General features: G+C 66.5%; 20 protein-coding genes. 11 read left to right on the top strand and 9 right to left on the bottom strand.

What is annotated here, in order from left to right; genetic code table 11:
- Positions 1-51 precede the first annotated feature (51 nt).
- Positions 52-513, top strand: coding sequence for an Lrp/AsnC family transcriptional regulator (locus RVY76_RS15600; RefSeq protein ID WP_317376818.1), 462 nt, complete (start codon positions 52-54; stop codon positions 511-513).
- Between the two features lie 34 nt (positions 514-547).
- Here RVY76_RS15600 and RVY76_RS15595 read toward each other — a convergent pair whose 3' ends face one another.
- Together RVY76_RS15595 and RVY76_RS15590 are read right to left on the bottom strand one after the other, a co-directional pair.
- Positions 548-1435 (bottom strand): NAD(P)-dependent oxidoreductase, encoded by an 888-nt coding sequence (locus RVY76_RS15595; protein WP_317376817.1) that lies wholly within the window; start codon positions 1433-1435, stop codon positions 548-550.
- Positions 1436-1476: 41 nt separating this feature from the next.
- Positions 1477-2244 carry an SDR family oxidoreductase gene (locus tag RVY76_RS15590; protein ID WP_317376816.1) on the bottom strand — a complete coding sequence of 256 codons (768 nt, stop codon included), beginning with the start codon at positions 2242-2244 and terminating at the stop codon, positions 1477-1479.
- A gap of 145 nt (positions 2245-2389) precedes the next feature.
- Between RVY76_RS15590 and RVY76_RS15585 the strand changes: the two genes are divergently transcribed.
- Together RVY76_RS15585 and RVY76_RS15580 are read left to right on the top strand one after the other, a co-directional pair.
- Positions 2390-2617 carry a hypothetical protein gene (locus RVY76_RS15585; protein WP_317376815.1) on the top strand — a complete coding sequence of 76 codons (228 nt, stop codon included), beginning with the start codon at positions 2390-2392 and terminating at the stop codon, positions 2615-2617.
- Between the two features lie 24 nt (positions 2618-2641).
- Positions 2642-3865, top strand: coding sequence for an AGE family epimerase/isomerase (locus RVY76_RS15580; RefSeq protein ID WP_317376814.1), 1224 nt, complete (start codon positions 2642-2644; stop codon positions 3863-3865).
- 10 nt (positions 3866-3875) lie between these two features.
- Here the strand turns inward: RVY76_RS15580 and RVY76_RS15575 are convergent, their stop codons facing one another.
- The 4 genes from RVY76_RS15575 to RVY76_RS15560 all read right to left on the bottom strand — a co-directional run bounded on the left by RVY76_RS15575 (position 3876) and on the right by RVY76_RS15560 (position 6813).
- Entirely contained in the window at positions 3876-4838 is a 963-nt protein-coding gene (locus tag RVY76_RS15575; RefSeq protein ID WP_317376813.1) for a pirin family protein, read from the bottom strand.
- Positions 4839-4893: 55 nt separating this feature from the next.
- Entirely contained in the window at positions 4894-5193 is a 300-nt protein-coding gene (locus tag RVY76_RS15570) for a GNAT family N-acetyltransferase (RefSeq protein ID WP_317376812.1), read from the bottom strand.
- Between the two features lie 64 nt (positions 5194-5257).
- Complete coding sequence (locus RVY76_RS15565) at positions 5258-5869, bottom strand: alpha/beta hydrolase (RefSeq protein ID WP_317376811.1); 612 nt, start codon at positions 5867-5869, stop codon at positions 5258-5260.
- 11 nt (positions 5870-5880) lie between these two features.
- Positions 5881-6813, bottom strand: a complete 933-nt coding sequence (locus tag RVY76_RS15560) for a ring-cleaving dioxygenase (RefSeq protein ID WP_317376810.1) — start codon at positions 6811-6813, stop codon at positions 5881-5883.
- Positions 6814-6926: 113 nt separating this feature from the next.
- Between RVY76_RS15560 and RVY76_RS15555 the strand changes: the two genes are divergently transcribed.
- Entirely contained in the window at positions 6927-7829 is a 903-nt protein-coding gene (locus RVY76_RS15555) for a LysR family transcriptional regulator (RefSeq protein WP_317376809.1), read from the top strand.
- 16 nt (positions 7830-7845) lie between these two features.
- On the opposite strand, the gene rhaI is transcribed toward RVY76_RS15555, so the two are convergent.
- Together rhaI and RVY76_RS15545 are read right to left on the bottom strand one after the other, a co-directional pair.
- Entirely contained in the window at positions 7846-9120 is a 1275-nt protein-coding gene (rhaI, locus tag RVY76_RS15550; protein ID WP_317376808.1) for an L-rhamnose catabolism isomerase, read from the bottom strand.
- A gap of 35 nt (positions 9121-9155) precedes the next feature.
- Positions 9156-11258: a bifunctional rhamnulose-1-phosphate aldolase/short-chain dehydrogenase gene (locus tag RVY76_RS15545; protein ID WP_317376807.1), complete on the bottom strand. Its 2103-nt coding sequence runs from the start codon at positions 11256-11258 to the stop codon at positions 9156-9158.
- 179 nt (positions 11259-11437) lie between these two features.
- On the opposite strand from RVY76_RS15545, the gene RVY76_RS15540 reads away from it, so the two are divergent.
- The 7 genes from RVY76_RS15540 to RVY76_RS15510 all read left to right on the top strand — a co-directional run bounded on the left by RVY76_RS15540 (position 11438) and on the right by RVY76_RS15510 (position 18495).
- Positions 11438-12241, top strand: coding sequence for a DeoR/GlpR family DNA-binding transcription regulator (locus tag RVY76_RS15540; protein WP_317376806.1), 804 nt, complete (start codon positions 11438-11440; stop codon positions 12239-12241).
- A gap of 27 nt (positions 12242-12268) precedes the next feature.
- Positions 12269-13264 (top strand): rhamnose ABC transporter substrate-binding protein, encoded by a 996-nt coding sequence (gene rhaS, locus RVY76_RS15535; RefSeq protein ID WP_317376805.1) that lies wholly within the window; start codon positions 12269-12271, stop codon positions 13262-13264.
- Between the two features lie 66 nt (positions 13265-13330).
- Complete coding sequence (locus RVY76_RS15530) at positions 13331-14851, top strand: sugar ABC transporter ATP-binding protein (RefSeq protein ID WP_317376804.1); 1521 nt, start codon at positions 13331-13333, stop codon at positions 14849-14851.
- Positions 14848-15816, top strand: coding sequence for an ABC transporter permease (locus tag RVY76_RS15525; protein ID WP_317376803.1), 969 nt, complete (start codon positions 14848-14850; stop codon positions 15814-15816). The genes RVY76_RS15530 and RVY76_RS15525 overlap by 4 nt, the downstream gene beginning before the upstream one ends.
- The gene (locus tag RVY76_RS15520) at positions 15813-16820 is read left to right on the top strand and encodes an ABC transporter permease (RefSeq protein WP_317376802.1); all 1008 of its coding nucleotides are present in this window, start codon (positions 15813-15815) and stop codon (positions 16818-16820) included. Before RVY76_RS15525 ends, RVY76_RS15520 begins: the two co-directional genes overlap by 4 nt.
- Positions 16817-17134 carry an L-rhamnose mutarotase gene (gene rhaM, locus RVY76_RS15515; RefSeq protein ID WP_317376801.1) on the top strand — a complete coding sequence of 106 codons (318 nt, stop codon included), beginning with the start codon at positions 16817-16819 and terminating at the stop codon, positions 17132-17134. Before RVY76_RS15520 ends, rhaM begins: the two co-directional genes overlap by 4 nt.
- Complete coding sequence (locus RVY76_RS15510) at positions 17131-18495, top strand: FGGY-family carbohydrate kinase (RefSeq protein WP_317376800.1); 1365 nt, start codon at positions 17131-17133, stop codon at positions 18493-18495. The genes rhaM and RVY76_RS15510 overlap by 4 nt, the downstream gene beginning before the upstream one ends.
- A 179-nt stretch (positions 18496-18674) precedes the next feature.
- Here RVY76_RS15510 and RVY76_RS15505 read toward each other — a convergent pair whose 3' ends face one another.
- Entirely contained in the window at positions 18675-18953 is a 279-nt protein-coding gene (locus tag RVY76_RS15505; RefSeq protein WP_317376799.1) for a hypothetical protein, read from the bottom strand.
- Positions 18954-19073: the final 120 nt, after the last annotated feature.

The raw sequence follows: 19073 nt of genomic DNA, 5'->3' as shown, positions 1-19073 counted from the left end.
ATATTTCGGTTTCTTCGAGAAACTCGGCCACGCACCATGAAAGCTTCTTCCATGCCTGATCTGGACCGAATCGATCTGGCCATCCTTCGGCATCTGCAATCTGACGGGCGGCTCAGCAATGCGGACCTCGCCCAGCGGGTGAACGTCAGTCCGGCGACATGCCATCGCAGGACCCAGCGGCTCTTTGACGACGGGCATATCGAGGGCGTGCGCGCGGTGGTGGCACCCGACACAGTCGATCTCGGCGCAGTGGTGATGGTGGGCGTCGTGCTCGACCGCTCGACACCCGAAAGCTTCGCCGCCTTCGAAGAGGCGATCATGCGGCTCGACATCGTGCTCGACTGCAATCTTGTGGCAGGCGATTTCGACTACCTGCTCAAGATCCGTGTCCGCGACATGGCCGATTTCAACAAGTTCCACGGCTCGCACCTGATCGCCTTGCCCGGCGTGCGGCAGACCCGCACCTTCTTCGTCATGAAGCAGGTGAAGGACAACGCGCCGCTCGCCTTCTGACGAATGCCCCGGCCGAACGGACCATCTCGGCCGTTCAGTCGAACCGGGTCAGGTCCGGCCCCTCGAAATATTCCATGAGCGCGGCCTGATCCTCACAGCCAAGACCCGCTGAGGTCAGCATGCGGTGGATCTCGTTGCAGAGCGCGGTCAGCGGCATGGACGTGTTCGTTCGCCGCGCGAGGGCCTGCGCCGCGTCGAGATCCTTGACCATGTTGTCGATCCGGCCGGTGCGGCGGTAATCCTTGGCGACGAAGCGCGGCATGTATTCCTGCAGTATCGCGCTGTCCGCGCGTCCGCCCCTGAGCGCGCCCGGGATCTTCGAGGCATCGACGCCGGCATTGACCGCAAGCTGCGTCGCCTCGGCTGCGGCCATGAAATGCAGCCCGCACAGCACCTGGTTGATCAGCTTCGTGGCCTGCCCCGCGCCGTGATCGCCCATCCGGGTGATGTTGGCGGCCAGATGGCTCAGCACGTTCGCGGCATCGTCGACATCGTCCTCGGACCCACCGCACATGAGCGCGAGATCCCCTGTCGCGACCTTGGGCGCACCGCCCGAAAGCGGGCTGTCGACCCATCTGAGCCCGGCTTCTCCGGCGCGCGTCGCCAGTGCCTTCGTCGCCTCCGGATCAATCGACGACATGTCGATGAGAAGGACGTTCGCCCCCGCACCAGAGGCGACGCCGTCCTCCCCAAAGACCGCCCTCTCGACGATTTCGGCCCCGTTGAGCGAAATGATCACGTATTCGACACCGCTCGCCGCCTCGGCCGCGTTGCGGGTCGCGGTCGCGCCCTTCGCAACCAGCGCCTGCATGGCCCCCTCGTCGAGGTCGAAGACGCGCACGTTCTGACCTGCCTCGCACAGACGCGCGGCGATCGCACCGCCCATGGCTCCGCAGCCGATCACGGCAATTTTCATACCCATAAAATAGAATCCTTTTGAAACATTGTGCCTGGCGCCAAAAATCAGACGCAGGCGGTCATTCCGCCATCGACGAAGATTGTCGTGCCGTTGACGAACGAAGACGCGCTAGAGGACAGGAAGATCGCCGTCCCCACCAGCTCGTCGACTTCGCCCCAACGCCCTGCGGGCGTTCGCTTCTCGAGCCATGCGGTGAATTCCGCATCCTCGACCAGTGCCTTGTTCATCGGTGTCGCGAAATATCCGGGCGCGAGCCCGTTGATCTGCAGCCCGTGCTTCGCCCAATCCGTCGCCATCCCCTTGGTGAGGTTCGCAACGGCACCCTTCGTGGCGGTGTAGGGCGCGGTCCCCGGCCGGGCGAGCGCGGTCTGAACCGAGCAGATGTTGACGATCTTGCCTTCCTTGCGGGCGATCATGTGCCGCGCGCAGGCCTGGCTCACGTGAAAGACGCTCGCGATGTTGGTCTGCATCAGGTCGTCGAACCCGTCTGCGGGAAACTCCTCGAGCGGCACCCGCTGCTGCTTGCCGGCATTGTTCACGAGAATGTCGATCGCGCCGGTCTCGGCCTCGAACCGGTCGATCGCCACGCGCACGCCTTCGTGATCGGTAACGTCGAAGGCAAGCTCGTGCACGACCGCCCCCGTCTCCCGCAACTCCCCGGCGGCTTTCGACAGACGTTCCGCGTCGCGGCCGTTCACGACGATCTCGGCCCCCGCAGCCGCCAATCCTCGTGCAATGGCATGCCCGATCCCCTGAGAGGATCCGGTGACGAGGGCACGTCTGCCGCTCAGATCGAAGAGGGAAATGCTCATCAAGCCTCCTGCATCGCCGCGAGTTGCGGCGCGTTGCGACGTCTCGACATGAAACACTAACCCGACATGGCGAATAAGCTACCGGAAATCCCGCCGGCGCGACCCTTCCTCCTGCGGAAGGGCTTGTGGAAGGCCCGCAGGCGACTTGCAGCTTCCCGTGCAAGCCACGACTGCAAAGGAACTGGCGCTCAACGGCCCTGTCCGCGTCCACGGGAAGTCCTTCACCGGCGTCAGCCCTTGTAGAACAACTTGGATCTACGTCCGGCCCTTCGTCAGGCGCACCTTTTCGCTTGCCGACGCGCTTTCGACGTTCGAGGTTGCCGACGACCGCTCACGCTCGATCAAGACGCAGATCGCCTTCACCGACGCCTGATCCCGCGCAACCGACAGGATAATCATGCCCGACAGCATCGCTTCCGCAAACACCCGCCTCGCCGATCCCGGGCACCGTGCCTTTCTCAAGGCCGATGCCGAGGCTGCCCTCGACTTCTTCGCGGGCAGCCTCCGCGCGGATGGCGGTTTCGACACGCTCGATACCGATGGCACGCCCCTGCCCCGCGCGGGACAGGAACTCCACAACACCACGCGGATGATCCATTCCTACGCTCTCGGCCATGCGATCGGCCATCCCGCCTCCGAGCGGATGATCGACGCGGGCATGGCGTTTCTGTGGAACCGCCACCGCGATACCGAGCATGGCGGCTATTTCTGGTCGGTCGACGAGACCGGCGTGCACCGCGACGAGAAGCTCGCCTACGGTCACGTCTTCGTCCTGCTCGCCGCGTCGAGCGCGACCGAGATCGGCCATCCCGACGCGCCACGCCTCTTGGCCGACATCTCGGAAATTCTCGAGCGGCACTTCTGGGACGATAGCGTCGGACGGCTCGAGGACGAGTTCACCCGCGACTGGCAGCCCTTCTCGCAATATCGCGGGATGAACGCCAACATGCATGGCGTCGAGGGATTGCTCGCCACGTTCGAGGCGACCGGCGACCGGGTCTGGCTCGACCGGGCGGGCCGGATCCTCGATTTCTTCGTGCATCGCATGGCGTCCGAACACGATTGGCGCATCCCCGAGCATTACGATACCGAATGGCGGGTCGATCCCGATTATTCCGGCGATCCGATGTTCCGACCGTCCGGCACGACGCCCGGCCACAGCTTCGAATTTGCGCGTCTGCTGCTTCAGCATTGGGACCTGTCTGGCCGGCCCGAAGGCCCCGCGATCGACGCGGCGCGCAATCTCGTCGACCGGGCCGAGGCCGACGCCCTGCAGCCCTCGGGCGGCTATGCCTATACTCTCGACCGGAACGGCCGCGTCGACATCCCGGACCGCTACTGGTGGCCCGTGACCGAGGCGATCGGCGTCCGCGGGGCCCTTCTCAAGGTCGCGCCGCGCCCCGAGGACGATGCGGCCTATGCCCGCGACTGGGACTTTGCCCGCGCCCGTCTCATCGATGGCGAGCGTGGCGGCTGGGTCCCCGAACTCGACGCCGAGGGCCGCCCCCAATCGACGCAGTTCGCGGGCAAGCCCGACCTCTATCACGCGCTGCAGGCCGATCTCTTTCCGCTCGTTCCCGGCATCTCGGCCCATCTGCGGGGCTTGGCAGCACTCGGCTGATCCCGGGCGGTCATCGCCTGGAGGGCAGCGCCCGTTCCAGCTTTCCGGTGATCGGGATGAACTCGTCCTCGTCACCGGGCGGCAGGCGGAAGGGGCCGTTCTCCCAATCGGCGGCCTTCCACGCCTCCTTCGCCGTCTCGATCCGATCGCGCGAGGACGAGACGAAGTTCCACCAGATGTAGCGGCTTTCGTTCATCGTCGCCCCGCCGAGCGCCATAAGCCGCGCGCCCGTCTCACCCGCCCTGACCGAGATCCGGTCGCCGGGCCGGAACACCATCATCCGCCCTGCCTCGAACCTGTCGCCCGCGACCTCGACCGATCCTTCGGTGATATAAAGGCCGCGATCCTCGTGATCGTCGGGCAGCGGAAACCGCGCACCGGGTGCGAGTGTCACGTCGAGATAGAAGGTCTCGGACGGCAGCGTCACCGGGCTCCGCTCGCCGTAGGCCGTGCCGAGGATCAGCCGTGCGGTCGCGCCCGCCTCCTCGATCATCGGCAGCGCGGCCTCCTTGTGATGCTCGAAATCGGGCTCCATCTCCTCGCGATCCTCGGGCAGCGCGATCCAGGTCTGGATCCCGAAAAGCCTGCTGCGCCGCGACCGCGTCTCGGCGCTCGTCCGTTCGGAATGGGTGACGCCGCGCCCCGCGATCATCCAGTTGACCTCGCCGGGATAGATCATCTGGTGCGTGCCCAGGCTGTCGCGGTGCTCGAACTCTCCCTGATAGAGATATGTGACCGTGCCGAGCCCGATATGCGGATGCGGTCGCACGTCGATACCGCCCTCGGTTATGAACTCGGCCGGTCCCATCTGGTCGAAGAAGATGAATGGCCCGACCATCTGCCGCCTGGGCGATGGCAGCGCGCGCCGCACCTCGAACCCGCCGATATCGCGGACCCGCGGGATGATCAGCGTCTCGAGCGCATCGGCCCCCGCTTCGGGGCATTCGGGATTCTGGGTCGGGTTCCAGCTCATGATAATCTCCTCAGAGGTCTATCCCGTGATCAAAGCCATGCGGCGGACACGCCGCCTACAATTCGACGATATCCGCAGTCTCGACGCGATGACGCTGGGCGTAGCTTTTCAGAAACGGGCAAAGCGGCACGATCCGCCGCCCCGCCGCGCGCGCATCCGCGATGGCCCGCTCGGCCAGTGCCGCGGCCACACCCCGCCCGCGCATCGTGTCCGGAACGCCCGTGTGATCCACGATGACGCGCGTCTCCGACAGCTTCGACAGCGTCATCTCGGCCTCGCCTTCCAGCCCCTCGATCCGCGCGGCATAGCGGCCCCTGGACCCGGTTTCCTCGTAAGTGATGATCACGTCCGACATCCTCGTTTCCCCTTTTTCGTTGCCGACCCGCCGCGACGACGCCTGCCCAGTCACGTTGCCCCGGTCATGCCCCCGCATCGAAGAATTTCACCAGCGCCTCGATTTCGACCGGGCGGATCTCGTGACCCCCCTCGTGGACCTCGCTCGCGATCTGCGCGCCTTGCGCCCCGAACCACCCGATCAGCCGTTCGCTCAGCGGCCACGGGCAAATCGGGTCCCTTCGTCCGGCCGTGACGAGGACGTGGCGACCAACAAGCCCCGGCACCGGCTCCGGGTCCCACGGGATCAGCGGATGGAGAAGGACCACCCGCCCGAAAAGGTCCGGCCGCGCCATCGCCACCGATGCGAGGATGTTCGCGCCGTTGGAATAGCCTACACCCCAGACCGGAGCGCCGGGATGCATCGCCGCATGATCGGCCACGAAACCCGCCATCCTCACCGTCGCTCGGGCGAGATCGTCCATGTCGTAGACGCCCTCTCCCGAACGGCGAAAGAACCGGGCGGCACCGCCTTCGAACACATCCCCGCGCGGGGCCACGACCCCCGCGCCGGGCACGAGGCTCCGGGCGAAACCGACCATCTGCTCCGCATCGCCGCCGGTCCCGTGGAACGCGAAGATCAGCGGCGCGCCGGAACCGGGGGCTACCGCGACATGCGCGTAGCTGCCTTCCGACATCGCTTTCGACATCACGCGGCGAGCGGCGGCAGGATCCGCTCGATCCGGTCGCGATGCGGCTCGTAACGCTCGGGCAGCTTCAGCGCCTCGCCCAGATGCGCGACCTCTTCGTCCCGGTCGAAACCCGGCTCGTTCGTCGCCACCTCGAAAAGGACACCCCCCGGCGTACGGAAATAGATCGCGTGGAAATAGTCGCGGTCGATCACCGGTGTCACCTGGTATCCCGTATCGAGCAACGCGGCGCGCACCGCGTCCTGCGCGGCCCGCGTCTCGACGGCAAACGCGATGTGATGCACCGATCCCGCGCCCTGCCCCGCGACCTGCGCGGTCGGCAATTCCTCGATATCTATCGTATCGGCCGCGTTGCCGCCCTCGATGACGTAGCGGGTCACGTCACCGCTACGCTCAGCTATTTCGTAGCCCATGAACCGCAACAGCTCCGCCGTCGCCCCCGCCTCGCGCAGCCGCAACCGCGCGCCGTGGAAGCCGAGGATCGCGGCCTCCTCCGGCACACCTGCACCGGTCCATCCGCGCCGTCCGCGCGTCGCACTCTCGACCAGCGCCAGATCGTCTCCGTCGGCACCGGCAAAGCTCAGCCGCGACCGGCCGAGGAACGTCTCCTCTGCAAGGCCAGATACGTTCATTTGTCCAAGCCGGTCCTTCCAGTAGGCGGCCGACCCTTCGGGGATCGCGAACTCGGTCACGCCGACCTCACCCGTGCCCCGCCGCCCGCGCGGCATCCGCCCGAAGGGAAATGTCGTCATCACCGATCCCGGCGTGCCGGTCTCGTCGCCGTAATAGAGGTGATAGACCTCCGGCGCGTCGAAATTCACCGTTTTCTTGATCCGCCGCAGCCCGAGGATGCGCGTGAAGAAATCGTTGTTCGTGCCAGCATCCGCCGCCATCGACGTGACGTGATGCAGACCCCTGATTGCCCTGTCCATGATCGGCTCCTGATCGCAAGGAATGTTCCTGCGGTCAAAGATAGGTGAGCCCGCCACGATCCGGAACGACAATCATCTTGCATATACCGTTGTCATGAATGCAATGATTCCGCATGATGGACCTCAAACCGATCCGTGTCTTCCTCAAGGTCGCGAGACAGAAAAGCTTCGCGCAGGCCGCGCGGAATCTCAGGATGACGCCCGCCTCGGTCACACGCATCGTCGCGCGCCTCGAAACCGATCTCGGTCAGCAGCTTCTCGTGCGCACATCCCGTCAGGTGGCGTTGACCTCGTCGGGCGCGCTCATCGCCGCGCGGTACGGCCCCGTCATAGCGGAGTTCGACCGCATCTCGGTCGAGCTCGAACGCTCCATGCTGCCCGATCGCGGCACGCTTACGATCAGCACGCCGATGTCGTTCGGACAGCGCGTGATGCCCCGCCTCGCCCGGGCCTTCGGCGACGCCTATCCCGCGATCGAACTGCGTCTGCACATGGCCGACCGGCTGGTCGACATCGTGTCGGAAGGGATCGACCTCGCCATCCGCATCTCGGCCCCGCCCACCGACAAGTCGTCGATCTGGCGCAGGATCTGCGTGATCCCGCGCCGGGTCATCGCGGCGCCGACGCTCTTCGACCGGACACCCCGTCCGACCGCACCCGACGATCTCGACCCCGCGCTCTGCATGTCCTACGGCCACGGCCCCGAAACATGGCGCTTCCGGCAAGGCGCTCTGAAGCGTGACGTGACGGCCGGAACCGCGATCGTCTGCAACAATGGCGATGTCCTCTCCGCCCTAGCAGTGTCGGGCACGGGCCTCGCGCTGCTACCGGATTTCATCACGGCGCCGGATCTCGCGACCGGGGCGCTCGAGCCGGTGCTGCCCGACTGGACGGCGTCGCCGCTCTGGCTCGCGGTGCATTATCCGCCCTATGAGACGCTGCCGCCGCTGGTCGCGACCTTCACCGACTTCTTCGAGGCCTTCCTCCGCGATCTCGACGGCTTCGACTTCGCATGAGCGGCAAGCGACGGGGTCAGACGATCCCGCCGCCGCCCGATTTCGAGGCTGGACGGCTTTCGGCCACCGAGGCGCGATAGCCCGACGCACGATAGGTCGCGATCGGATCGATCGCCGCGCCCTTTTCCAGTCGCGCCATCTCGAGGATCGGCGTCACGTCGGTCCGGAAGGCACGCTTTAGCGTCTCCGACGCCATCATCGCGTCGTTTTCTTCCTGATAACCCGACAACGCGGCACGATCGACTATCAGCGCCTGCGCATAGGCGCGCTGCACCTCCATCGCCGAGTTCATCAGGCTCTCGATCGGGTCCGTCACGTTGTGGCTCTGGTCGAGCATGTGCGACGGATCGAAGCCCGGCCTGTCCGCCGCGTTCACCAGCTCGTTGAAGACGAGGAACAGCCGGTAGGGGTCGATCGCCGCCGCATCGAGATCGTCGTCGCCGTACTTGCTGTCGTTGAAGTGGAACCCGCCGAGCTTGCCGAACTGGATCAGCCGCGCCACGATCATCTCGATATTGACCGTCGGCGCGTGGTGTCCCAGGTCGACGAGGCAGAAGGCCCGATCCCCCAGCTCCTTGGCGATCAGGTAATTCGTGCCCCAATCCTGCACCACGGTCGAATAGAAGGCCGGCTCGAAGATCTTGTGCTCGGTGAAGAGCCGCCAATCCTCGGGCAGCGCGCCATAGATCGCGCGGGCCGAGTCGAGATAGCGCTCGAACTGCCGGGTCATGTCGACCTGACCGGGAAAGTTCGATCCGTCGCCCACCCAGATCGTCAGCGCCTTCGACCCGATCTTCCGCCCTAGCTCGATGCAATGCAGGTTGTGCTCGATCGCCTGGTCGCGCACCGGTTTCTTGGTATGCGACAGCGATCCGAACTTGTAGCTGTGCGCCTGACCCTCGGCATCCGAGAAGGTGTTGGAGTTCATCGCGTCGAAACCCAGGCCGTGCTCCTTGGCCTTGGCCCTCAGATCCGCCGGGTCCGCATCGTCCCACGGGATGTGCAGCGATACCCGCGGCGTCGCCCCCGCGAGTCTGTGGATCACGCCGCAATCGTCGAGCTTGTCGAAGATCGTCGCGGGCTCTCCCGCGCCGGGGAAGCGGGCGAAGCGCGTTCCGCCCGTACCCACGCCCCATGACGGCACCGCGATACCGTAGGCCGCGACCTTCTCCGTCACCGTGGCGATGTCGATGCCGCGCCGGTCGAGCTGCTCTCCCAGCGCGTCGTATTCGGCCCTGAGCCGCGCTTCGTCCGCCTCGTTCGCGGCGGCGATATGGCTGTCGTCGATCATGGTGTCCTCCCTCGGGTCGTTCGTTCGCGCGCCTCTCAGCGCGTGAAGGATTGCACGTTGCCGGCATCCACATTGACGATGTTGCCCGTCGATTTGGCGCTTTCGTCGCTGGCGAAGAAATAGCAGGCGGCGGCGATGTCCTCGGGCAGCACGTCGCGCTTCAGGAGCGAGCGCTCGCGGTACATCTGTTGCAGCCCCTCCTTGTCGGTCCCGTAGGTCGAGGCCCGCTGTTCGAGCCATTCCCCCGACCAGATCTTGGAGCCCGACAGCACCGCGTCGGGATTGACCACGTTGACCCGGATGCCTTCAGGGGCCCCTTCGAGCGCGAGGCACCGCGCGAGGTGGATCTCGGACGCCTTGGCGGTGCAGTAGGCCGCGGCACCCGGGCTCGCCGCGAGGCCGTTCTTCGAGGCGACGAAGATCATCGAGCCGCCGATTCCCTGCGCCTTGAGAAGTTTGAACGCGTCGCGCGAGACCAGGAAATACCCCGTCGACAGGATCGACATGTTCCGGTTCCAGAGCTCGAGCGTCGTATCCTCGACCTTGGCCGACGAGGCGATGCCGGCATTCGACACCACGATGTCGACGCCGCCGAACTCGACTGCGATCTCGGCATAGGCCGCCGCGACCGCGTCTTCCGATGTCACGTCCATCTCGACTGTGCGGACGACGTCCGCGCCATAGGCACCGGCCATCGCCCCGCGTGTGGAGGCGAGCGCCTCGGCGTCGATATCGGCAAGCATCACGCAGGCCCCTTGCGATAGATATCTGAGCGCCGTGGCCGCCCCGATGCCGCCCGCGCCGCCCGTGACGATCGCGACCCGCCCGGCCAGCGATTTCGGCTTCGGCATGCGCTGCAGCTTGGCCTCCTCGAGAAGCCAGTACTCGATGTCGAATGCCTCCTGCTCCGGCAGGCCGGTATAGGTGCTGACCGCATCCGCATTGCGCATCACGTTGATCGCGTTGACGTAGAACTCGCCCGAGATCCGCGCCGTCGCCTTGTCCTTGGCGAAGGTGATCATGCCGACGCCCGGCACCAGATAGACGACCGCGTTCGGATCGCGCATGACCGGACTGTCGTCGTGCTTGCAGCGTTCGTAATAGGCCGCGTACTCGGCGCGGTATTCCTCGACCATGCCCCGCAACCTCTCGAGCGTGGCATCGAGATCGGGGCTCGACGGGTCGAACTCCACGACCAGGGGCCGGATCTTGGTGCGCAGGAAATGATCGGGGCAGGACGTCCCGAGGGCGGCAAGCCGCGCCATGTCGCGCGCGCCCGCGAATTGAAGCACGGCGTCGCAATCGTCGAAATGACCGACCTTGTGGCTCTCGCCCGAGATCATGCCCCGGATCGCGGGCATGAGCCGGGCGGCGACGCGGCGGCGTTCCTCTGGGGGCAGCGCCTGATGCGCCTCTCCCCCGAAGGCCGCGACATCCTTTGTCTCCTCCCCGAACCACTCGATCGCGCGGTTGATAATCTTGAGCGTCAGCGCGTAGCATTCCTCCGCGTCGTCGGCCCAGGTGAAGAGCCCGTGGCTCTCCAGCACGACACCCTTGGCCTCCGGGTTCTCGCGGCAGAACGTCTCGAGCCACAACCCCAGCTCGTAGCCCGGCCGCTTCCAGGGAAGCCAGCCGATCTCGTCGCCATAGATCCTGCGCGTCAGCTCCTCGGAATTCTCGGCGGCGGCGATGGCGATGACGGCGTCGGGATGGACATGATCGACGTGCTTCTTGGGCACATAGGCATGGAGCGGCGTGTCGATCGAGGATGCGCGCGGATTCAGGTCGAACGTGCAATGCGGCAGGTAGCCGACCATTTCGTCCTCGTACGCGACGCCGCGATACTTGTCCTTCAACGCGCGGAGCTTCTCCATGTAGAGGGTCGCGAACCCGTCCATGGCCATCGAACCGATATCGCCGCCCGACCCCTTGACCCACAGAACCTCGACATCCTCGCCGGTCAGCGGGTCGGGCTGCATGACCTTCGCGGACGTGTTCCCGCCCCCGTAATTGGTCACGCGCTTGTCCGATCCGAGCAGGTTGGAGCGATAGAGCAGCTTCTCCGGCTCGCTCATTCCCGCCGCGGTCGCGGCATCCCACCCGTTCGCGATCGAGCCGCCTTCGGCACCCTTGGACATGGTCTGGATCCTCCCGCATCCGAATTTCCGTCGCGCGCATCCTGTCCGCTGCGCCTCGACCCGTCAATCACAAACGCTCAATTTCGGTCATACTGCGTCGCAGCATGATCGTTGGCGATCATTCGTGATTGACAAGCGTGGAGATGCCGCGCGAAGGTCGCCCACGGGGAGGACGCGGAATGATCGAGAGCGAACGCCACAGGCTGATCCTGTCCGCCGTCGAGGCGCGGCCGGTCCTGACAGTCGCCGAACTCGTCGAGATGACCGACGCGTCGGAGGCGACGGTCCGCCGCGACATCGCCACGCTCCACATGCAGAAAAAAGTCCGCCGCGTGCGGGGCGGTGTCGAGAGCCTCGCACCGCCGCAATTCGTGGGCCTTTCGGGCCGCACCTTCGAGATGAACGCGACCCGCCACGTGGCGCAGAAGCGCGCCATCGCCCATGCCGCCGCCGACCTCTGCGAGGATGGGGACGCAATCATCATCAACGGCGGCACGACCACGTTCCAGATGGTCCACCCGCTCGCCAATCGCCGCTGCCTGATCCTGACGAACAGCTTCCCGATCGCCGAGCATCTGCTCAAGCAGTCGCGCAACACGGTCATGCTTACCGGCGGCACGATCTACCGCGAGCAGAACATCGTGCTTTCGCCCTTCGACAACGACGTAAGCCGGAATTTCGCGGCACGGCGCATGTTCCTGGGCGCGCACGGCATCTCGCGCCTCGGGATCATGGAAGCCGACCCCCTCGTCGTGCAGTCCGAGACCAAGCTCCTCGGCCAGGCCGAGGAGGTCGTTCTGCTGGTCGATTCCTCGAAGTTCCGCAAGCGCTCGGCGCTGGTGCTCTGCCCGCTCGAGCGGATCGACAGGATCGTGACCGATGACGGCATCGCCGATGCCGACGCGCGGATGATCGAGGCCGCTGGCGTCGCGCTGACAATCGCCACCCCCGGCCGCGCGGAGGAGGCGCGGAACACGGGGTAACCGCACAAAATCATGGGAGGAAACCACATGACCATCACCAGACGGATCGCCATCGCCACCGGCCTCATCGCGGGACTCATGGGCAGCACCGCCATGGCGCAGGACAATGTCCGCATCGCGCTTGTGGCGAAATCGCTCGGCAACGGCTTCTTCGAGGCCGCGGCCCGCGGCGCTGAGGAAGCGGCCGAGGAACTTGGCAATGCCGAGATCATCTATACCGGCCCCACCACCACCACGGCCGAGGGCCAGATCGAGGTCATCAACAGTCTGATCGCGCAGCGCGTCGATGCCATCGCGATCTCCGCCAACGACCCCGACGCTCTGGTCCCGGCGCTCCAGCGCGCGATGCAGCGCGGCATCACCGTGATCTCGTGGGATTCAGGCGTCGCACCCGAGGGCCGCGAGATGCACCTCGCCCCCTCGTCGGACGAGCTGATCGGCCAGACCATCATCAAGCTCGCCGCAGATCACCTGCCCGATGGCGGGCAGGTCGCGGTGCTCTCCGCAACCTCCACCTCGACGAACCAGAACACCTGGATCGCCGAGATGGAATCCAACATGGATCAGTATCCCGACATCGAACTCGTCGCGACGGTCTATGGCGACGACCTCGCCGACAAGTCCTACCGCGAAACGCAGGGCCTACTGCAGAGCTATCCCGACCTCGACGCGATTATCGCGCCGACCTCCGTCGGCATCGTCGCCGCCGCACAGGCCGTGCAGGACGCGGGCAAGGTAGGCGAGGTGAACGTCACGGGCCTCGGGCTGCCTTCGGAAATGGCCGGTGCCATCGAATCCGGCGCGTCGGAATCCTTCGCGATCTGGAACCCGGTCGATCTGGGCTACGCCACCACGATGCTGGCCTACAACCTCGCCACCGGCGAGGCCACGGCCGAGCCCGGGGCCGAGATCGGCATGGGCCGCATGGGCACCGCCACCCTCGACGACAAGAACGAGGCAGCGATGTCCGAACCCTTCACCTACGACGCCTCGAACATCGACGAGTTCAAGGACGTCTTCTGATCCCGTCCCGACCGGGTCGGCCTCGCATCAGGGCCGGCCCCACCCCGTCCGGCAAGAGGATTGGCCATGATTGACGACGGACATGCCGCCGCCCCGGTCCTGCGGCTGCAGGGCATCACCAAGACATTCCCCGGCGTGACCGCGCTTTCGGAGGTCGAGCTCGCCCTCCATCCGGGCCAGGTGACCGCGCTCGTGGGCGAGAACGGTGCCGGCAAGTCGACGCTGGTCAAGATCCTCACGGGCATCCACCAGCCCGACCAGGGCCGGATCGAGGTCGACGGGGCCGAGACCCGCTTCGCCAGCGCCACCGACGCGCAGGCGGCAGGCGTCACCGCAATCCACCAGGAAACCGTCCTTTTCGACGAACTGAGCGTGGCCGAGAACATCTTTCTGGGCCACGCCCCGCGCACCCGCTTCGGGCTTATCAACTGGGCGGCGATGCGGACGCGATCGCGCGAGATCCTGGATCGCATCGGCGCGCGGCTCGATCCCGACACCGCCCTGCGCGATCTCGGCATCGCGTCGAAGCACCTCGTCGCGATCGCCCGCGCCCTGTCGGTCGAGGCCCGCGTCGTCGTCATGGACGAACCCACGGCCGCGCTGTCGCAGGCCGAGATCGAGGAGCTCTACGACCTCGTCGAGCGGCTCAGATCCGAGGGCCGCGCGATCCTCTTCATCTCCCACAAGTTCGACGAGATCTTTCGCATCGCCGACCGCTATACCGTCTTCCGCGACGGCCGCATGGTCGATGCCGGCATGATCGCCGACGTGACCGAGGACGATCTGGTCGAGAAGATGGTCGGCCGCTCGGTCGATGCGATCTTCCCCCGACGCGACACCGTGCCCGGCGACGAGATCCTGCGCGTCGCGGGCTATTCCCATCCGACCGAATTCGCCGATATCGGCTTCGGGCTGCGCCGGGGCGAGATCCTCGGCTTCTACGGCCTCGTCGGCGCCGGCCGGTCCGAGCTCATGCAGGCGATCTTCGGCGTGACGAAGCCTTCCAAGGGCGCGGTCAGGATCGACGGCCGTGTGGCCGTGATCCGCTCCCCGGCCGAGGCGATCGCGCGTGGCATCGTCTATGTGCCCGAGGATCGCGGCGCGCAGGGTGCCATCACCGCGCTGCCGATCTTCCAGAACGTCACCCTGCCCTCGCTGTCGCAGACCTCGCGCAGCGGGTTTCTCCGCATGGCCGAGGAATTCGCGCTCACCCGCCACTACACCGAACGGCTCGACCTGCGTGCCGCGGCCCTCGACCAGGATGTCGGCAACCTGTCGGGCGGCAATCAGCAGAAGGTCGTCATCGCCAAGTGGCTCGCCACCCGGCCCAAGGTCATCATCCTCGATGAACCCACCAAGGGCATCGACGTGGGCTCCAAGGCGGCCGTGCATGAATTCATGGCCGAACTCGCGGCCGAGGGGCTCTCGGTCATCATGGTCAGCTCCGAGATCCCCGAAATCCTCGGCATGTCCGACCGCGTCATCGTCATGCGCGACGGCCGCATCGCGGGCGAGTTCGAGCGCGACGCGCTCAGCCCCGAGACGCTCGTCCGCGCCGCCGCCGGATACAGGGAGAGCGCCGCATGACCCGGTTCTTCACCTCGCGCGAGGCGATCCTGCTGGGCGCGCTCCTCGTCCTCGTCCTCGCAGTCGAGATGCGGTTCAGGGGCTTCGCGGCGCCCGGCAACCTCGCCGCGATCTTCAACGACACCTCGATCCTCATCATCTTGGCGCTTGGCCAGACACTCGTGATCCTGACGCGCTGCATCGATCTCAGCCAGGCGTCGAACCTCGCGCTGACGGGCATGGTCACCGCGCTTCTGAACGCCGCGATGCCGGGGATCCCGCTCGCGGCCCTCCTCGTCCTCGCGGTCGCGATGGGCCTCGCAATGGGGGCGTTCAACGGCATCCTCGTCTGGAAGCTCGACATCCCGCCCATCGTCGTAACGCTCGGCACGCTCACGATCTATCGCGGGATCATCTTCCTCGTCTCGGGCGGCGCATGGGTCAACAGCCACGAGATGTCGGCGGCCTACAAGGCCTTTCCTCGCGCCGTGATCCTCGGCCTTCCGGTCATGTCGTGGATCTGCGTGGGCGTGGTCGCGGCCTTTGCGGTCGCAGTGAACCGCACCGCGCTCGGTCGCGCCTTCTATGCCGTGGGCGGCAATCCCGGCGCGGCCGTCTATACCGGGATCGACGTGGGCCGGACGCGCTTCTGGGCCTTCACAATCGCGGGCGGGCTCGCCGGGCTCTGCGGCTATCTCTGGGTCGCGCGCTATGCCGTCGCCTACACGGATGTCGCCGGCGGGTTCGAGCTCGACATCGTCGCCGCCTGCGTGATCGGCGGCATCTCCATCGCGGGCGGGCTCGGCACAGTGACGGGTGCCGTCCTGGGCGCGCTCTTCCTCGGCACGATCAAGAACGCGCTGCCCGTGGCCGGGATCTCGCCCTTCTGGCAAATGGCGATCTCGGGGGCGGCGATCATCGTGGCCGTCGCCTTCAACCGCCGCCGCGCGCCCGGCCGCGTCATCCTCAGGGAGGCCGCGGCATGAGTACCGCGCATGGCACCCGCCCCCGCCACGTCCCCGACCGCCTGCAATCGCGCCCCGCCCGCATCCTGCATTCGTGGGAGCTTCTGCTGGGCGCGATCGCGATCCTCATCTTCCTCGCCAACACGCAGGCGAGCCCCTATTTCCTCGACCCCTGGAACCTCTCGGACGCGACGTTCAACTTTACCGAAAAGGCCTTCGTCGCCTTTGCGATGGCCCTGCTCATCATCTCGGGCGAGATCGACCTGTCGGTCGCGGGCATCATCGCGCTCGCCTCGACGGCGATGGGCTGGGCGCTGCAATTCGGCGTCGGCACGCCCGGCCTCGTCGCGATCGGCCTTGCCGTCGGACTTGCCTGCGGGGCGTTCAACGGCATCCTCGTCACGCGGCTGGGGCTGCCCTCGATCGTGGTCACGATCGGCACGATGAGCCTCTTTCGCGGGATCAGCTACATCGTGCTGGGCGATCAGGCGTTCAACGGCTACCCGACCGATTTCGCCTTTCTCGGCCGCGGCTACGTCGTCTGGGTCATCTCGTTCGAGCTGGTGCTCTTCTTCCTCTTCGCCGCGATCTACGCGACGATCCTGCACTTCACCAATTTCGGGCGGCAGGTCTATGCCATCGGCAACAATCCGACGGCCGCGACCTTCTCCGGCATCCGTGTCGCGCGGGTCAAGATGATTCTCTTCCTCCTGACGGGCCTCATGTCGGGCATTGCCGCGATCTGCCTGACCGCGCGTCTGGGCTCGACCCGCCCCTCCATCGCTTTCGCGTGGGAGCTCGAGATCGTAACCATGGTAGTCCTCGGCGGCGTGTCGATACTCGGCGGCGCCGGCTCGATCCTGGGCGTCGTCCTCGCCGCGATCGTCATCGGCCTCGTCACCTTCGGGCTTGGCCTCCTGAACGTGCCGGGCATCGTCATGTCGATCTTCGTGGGCGCACTGCTGATCGGCGTCATCGCCATCCCGCGCCTCATCCGCCTCATCCGAACGGGGAAAGCCGCATGAGCCAGAAACACGCCTTCATCATGAAGCTGATCCCGGGATGCGAGGCGGAATATGCCCGCCGCCACGACGCGATCTGGCCCGAACTGGCCCAACTCCTGTACGAGGCAGGCGTCAGCGACTATTCCATCCATCTCGACCGCGAGACCTCGACCCTCTTCGCAGTCCTCTGGCGCAGCGACGAGCATTCCATGGATACGCTGCCCGGCCATCCCGTCATGCGCCGCTGGTGGGACCACATGACCGACCTCATGGTCACGCAGCCCGACGCATCGCCCTACGAACGCCCGCTGGAAACGGTGTTCCACCTGCCATGACACTTTCCCGCATCGCCGTCATCGACATCGGCAAGACCAATGCCAAGCTCGCGCTCATCGATGCCGAAACCCTGTCCGAAATCGCGGTCACCACCCGGCCGAACCGCATCCTGCCGGGCCCACCCTGGCCACATGTCGATCTCGACGGGCACTGGAATTTCCTGCTGGATGCGCTGCGCGAGATGCACGCGGCCCACGGCATCGACGCGATCTCCGTCACCACGCACGGCGCGTCCGCGGTCCTGCTCGATGCGGCGGGCGGGCTCGCTGCGCCGATGCTTGATTACGAACATGACGGCCCCGACGCGATGGCCGTCGGATACGACGCCCTTCGTCCGTCCTTCGCCGAGACGGGCAGCCCCCGCCTGCCGCACGGCCTCAACCTCGGCGCGCAGCTTCACTACATGCTGGCGACCGATCCCGGCCTGCGCGACCGCATCCGGCAGATCGTGACCTTCCCGCATTACTGGGGACACCGCTTGACCGGCGAGATCGCGAGCGACGTGACCTCCCTCGGTTGCCACACCGATCTGTGGAACCCGTGGAAGGGCACGCCCTCGGGCCTCCTCGACCGCCTCGGCCTCGGCGGCTGCCTCGCCCCGGCGCGCAAATCCACCGACATCCTTGGAACCGTCACGCCCGAGATCGCCGCGCGAACGGGTCTCTCGCCCGACACGCCGGTGGCCTGCGGCATCCACGACAGCAACGCCTCGCTCTACCCGCATCTGCGGGGCCGCGAGGGACCGTTCTGCGTGGTCTCGACCGGAACCTGGGTCGTCGCCATGGCGGTGGGGTGCGGGGGTGGCACGCTCGATCCGGCACGCGACACACTCGTCAACGTCCATGCCGGCGGGGGCGCGGTGCCGTCGGCCCGCTTCATGGGCGGCCGCGAATACGAGATCGTCCGCGACGGGGACGATGCGACCCCCGACGTTGCCGACCGCAAGGCAGTGCTCGACGGGCTGTTCCTCCTGCCGGCGATCGCGGCCGGGACCGGGCCCTATCCCGGCCGGTCGGGCGGTTTCGACCGTCCCCCTGCGACCAGGGGTGAAAGGCTTCTCGCCCTTTCCTATTACTTGGCCCTGATGACCGATACCTGCCTCGATCTCATCGGTGGCGAGGGTCCGACCATCGTCGAGGGCCCCTTCGCGCGGAATGCCGACTACCTGGCCATGCTGGCCGTTCTGCGGCCGGACGGCGTCGCCGCATCGCCGTCGATCACCGGGACGGCCACGGGTGCCGCACTCCTGATGATCCCGAAATCGATCACACCACCGCCCGCCGTCGCCATCCCCGACGACGCCCCGGCCCTCCGCGCCTATGCCAGTGCATGGGCCACGCGGGTGAACGGGGCCGCCTAGCCGCCTTTGCCGGTCGCAGACCGCGGCGCATGGAGCGGCACGGCCTCTGACGGTTCGCCCCCACCGGCACCGGCTGGCTCACTGTCGGGCTCGGACCCCTCCGCCGCACGCCCGCCGACCCGGTGCCGAAGAAACAGAGGATCGCCCCCGAGAATTGCAGGCCCCAGCATCGCGCGGGCTCAGGGCTCCTCGTCATAAACCGCGAACGAGGTCGCCGACATCACCGCCCCCTCGATCCGCCCGAGGATCCAGACGTTCCGCCCGATCACCGGATCGGCCATCCCGCCATCGACCGTCTCGGGCGTCAGCCGAACCGTTAGAAGCGCACCGTCGGGCTGACGGATCTCGATCTCGCCATCACCGATGCCGGTCCGCACGGCCTCGATCCTGCCGAACCTCTGACCGCCGGGGATCGCCTGAACGGGGCCGCTGGCCGGGTCCATCGCGAATGTCGTCATCTGAGCCTCCCTCGCTTTGCCCCCGACAAGATCGACCGGAACGCCCGAAGGGCTATAAAACTGGTTTAAGAAATCGCGGATCGCGGCATTCCGTCCGACCGCGACCTCTGCGCCACGATG

It is taken from the genome of Palleronia sp. LCG004, from assembly GCF_032931615.1.
Taxonomy (GTDB): Bacteria; Pseudomonadota; Alphaproteobacteria; order Rhodobacterales; family Rhodobacteraceae; genus Palleronia.
Note: the sequence above shows the minus strand (reverse complement) of the source record. Positions and strands in the feature narration are given on the sequence as shown.

Excerpts from the sequence above, each read along its gene's own strand:
- RVY76_RS15600 (WP_317376818.1), top strand. The coding sequence starts at position 52 with ATGCCTGATCTGGACCGAATCGATCTGGCCATCCTTCGGCATCTGCAA.
- RVY76_RS15595 (WP_317376817.1), bottom strand. The coding sequence starts at position 1,435 with ATGGGTATGAAAATTGCCGTGATCGGCTGCGGAGCCATGGGCGGTGCG.
- RVY76_RS15590 (WP_317376816.1), bottom strand. The coding sequence starts at position 2,244 with ATGAGCATTTCCCTCTTCGATCTGAGCGGCAGACGTGCCCTCGTCACC.
- RVY76_RS15580 (WP_317376814.1), top strand. The coding sequence starts at position 2,642 with ATGCCCGACAGCATCGCTTCCGCAAACACCCGCCTCGCCGATCCCGGG.
- RVY76_RS15575 (WP_317376813.1), bottom strand. The coding sequence starts at position 4,838 with ATGAGCTGGAACCCGACCCAGAATCCCGAATGCCCCGAAGCGGGGGCC.
- RVY76_RS15570 (WP_317376812.1), bottom strand. The coding sequence starts at position 5,193 with ATGTCGGACGTGATCATCACTTACGAGGAAACCGGGTCCAGGGGCCGC.
- RVY76_RS15565 (WP_317376811.1), bottom strand. The coding sequence starts at position 5,869 with ATGTCGGAAGGCAGCTACGCGCATGTCGCGGTAGCCCCCGGTTCCGGC.
- RVY76_RS15560 (WP_317376810.1), bottom strand. The coding sequence starts at position 6,813 with ATGGACAGGGCAATCAGGGGTCTGCATCACGTCACGTCGATGGCGGCG.
- RVY76_RS15555 (WP_317376809.1), top strand. The coding sequence starts at position 6,927 with ATGATGGACCTCAAACCGATCCGTGTCTTCCTCAAGGTCGCGAGACAG.
- rhaI (WP_317376808.1), bottom strand. The coding sequence starts at position 9,120 with ATGATCGACGACAGCCATATCGCCGCCGCGAACGAGGCGGACGAAGCG.
- RVY76_RS15545 (WP_317376807.1), bottom strand. The coding sequence starts at position 11,258 with ATGTCCAAGGGTGCCGAAGGCGGCTCGATCGCGAACGGGTGGGATGCC.
- RVY76_RS15540 (WP_317376806.1), top strand. The coding sequence starts at position 11,438 with ATGATCGAGAGCGAACGCCACAGGCTGATCCTGTCCGCCGTCGAGGCG.
- rhaS (WP_317376805.1), top strand. The coding sequence starts at position 12,269 with ATGACCATCACCAGACGGATCGCCATCGCCACCGGCCTCATCGCGGGA.
- RVY76_RS15530 (WP_317376804.1), top strand. The coding sequence starts at position 13,331 with ATGATTGACGACGGACATGCCGCCGCCCCGGTCCTGCGGCTGCAGGGC.
- RVY76_RS15525 (WP_317376803.1), top strand. The coding sequence starts at position 14,848 with ATGACCCGGTTCTTCACCTCGCGCGAGGCGATCCTGCTGGGCGCGCTC.
- RVY76_RS15520 (WP_317376802.1), top strand. The coding sequence starts at position 15,813 with ATGAGTACCGCGCATGGCACCCGCCCCCGCCACGTCCCCGACCGCCTG.
- rhaM (WP_317376801.1), top strand. The coding sequence starts at position 16,817 with ATGAGCCAGAAACACGCCTTCATCATGAAGCTGATCCCGGGATGCGAG.
- RVY76_RS15510 (WP_317376800.1), top strand. The coding sequence starts at position 17,131 with ATGACACTTTCCCGCATCGCCGTCATCGACATCGGCAAGACCAATGCC.
- RVY76_RS15505 (WP_317376799.1), bottom strand. The coding sequence starts at position 18,953 with ATGACGACATTCGCGATGGACCCGGCCAGCGGCCCCGTTCAGGCGATC.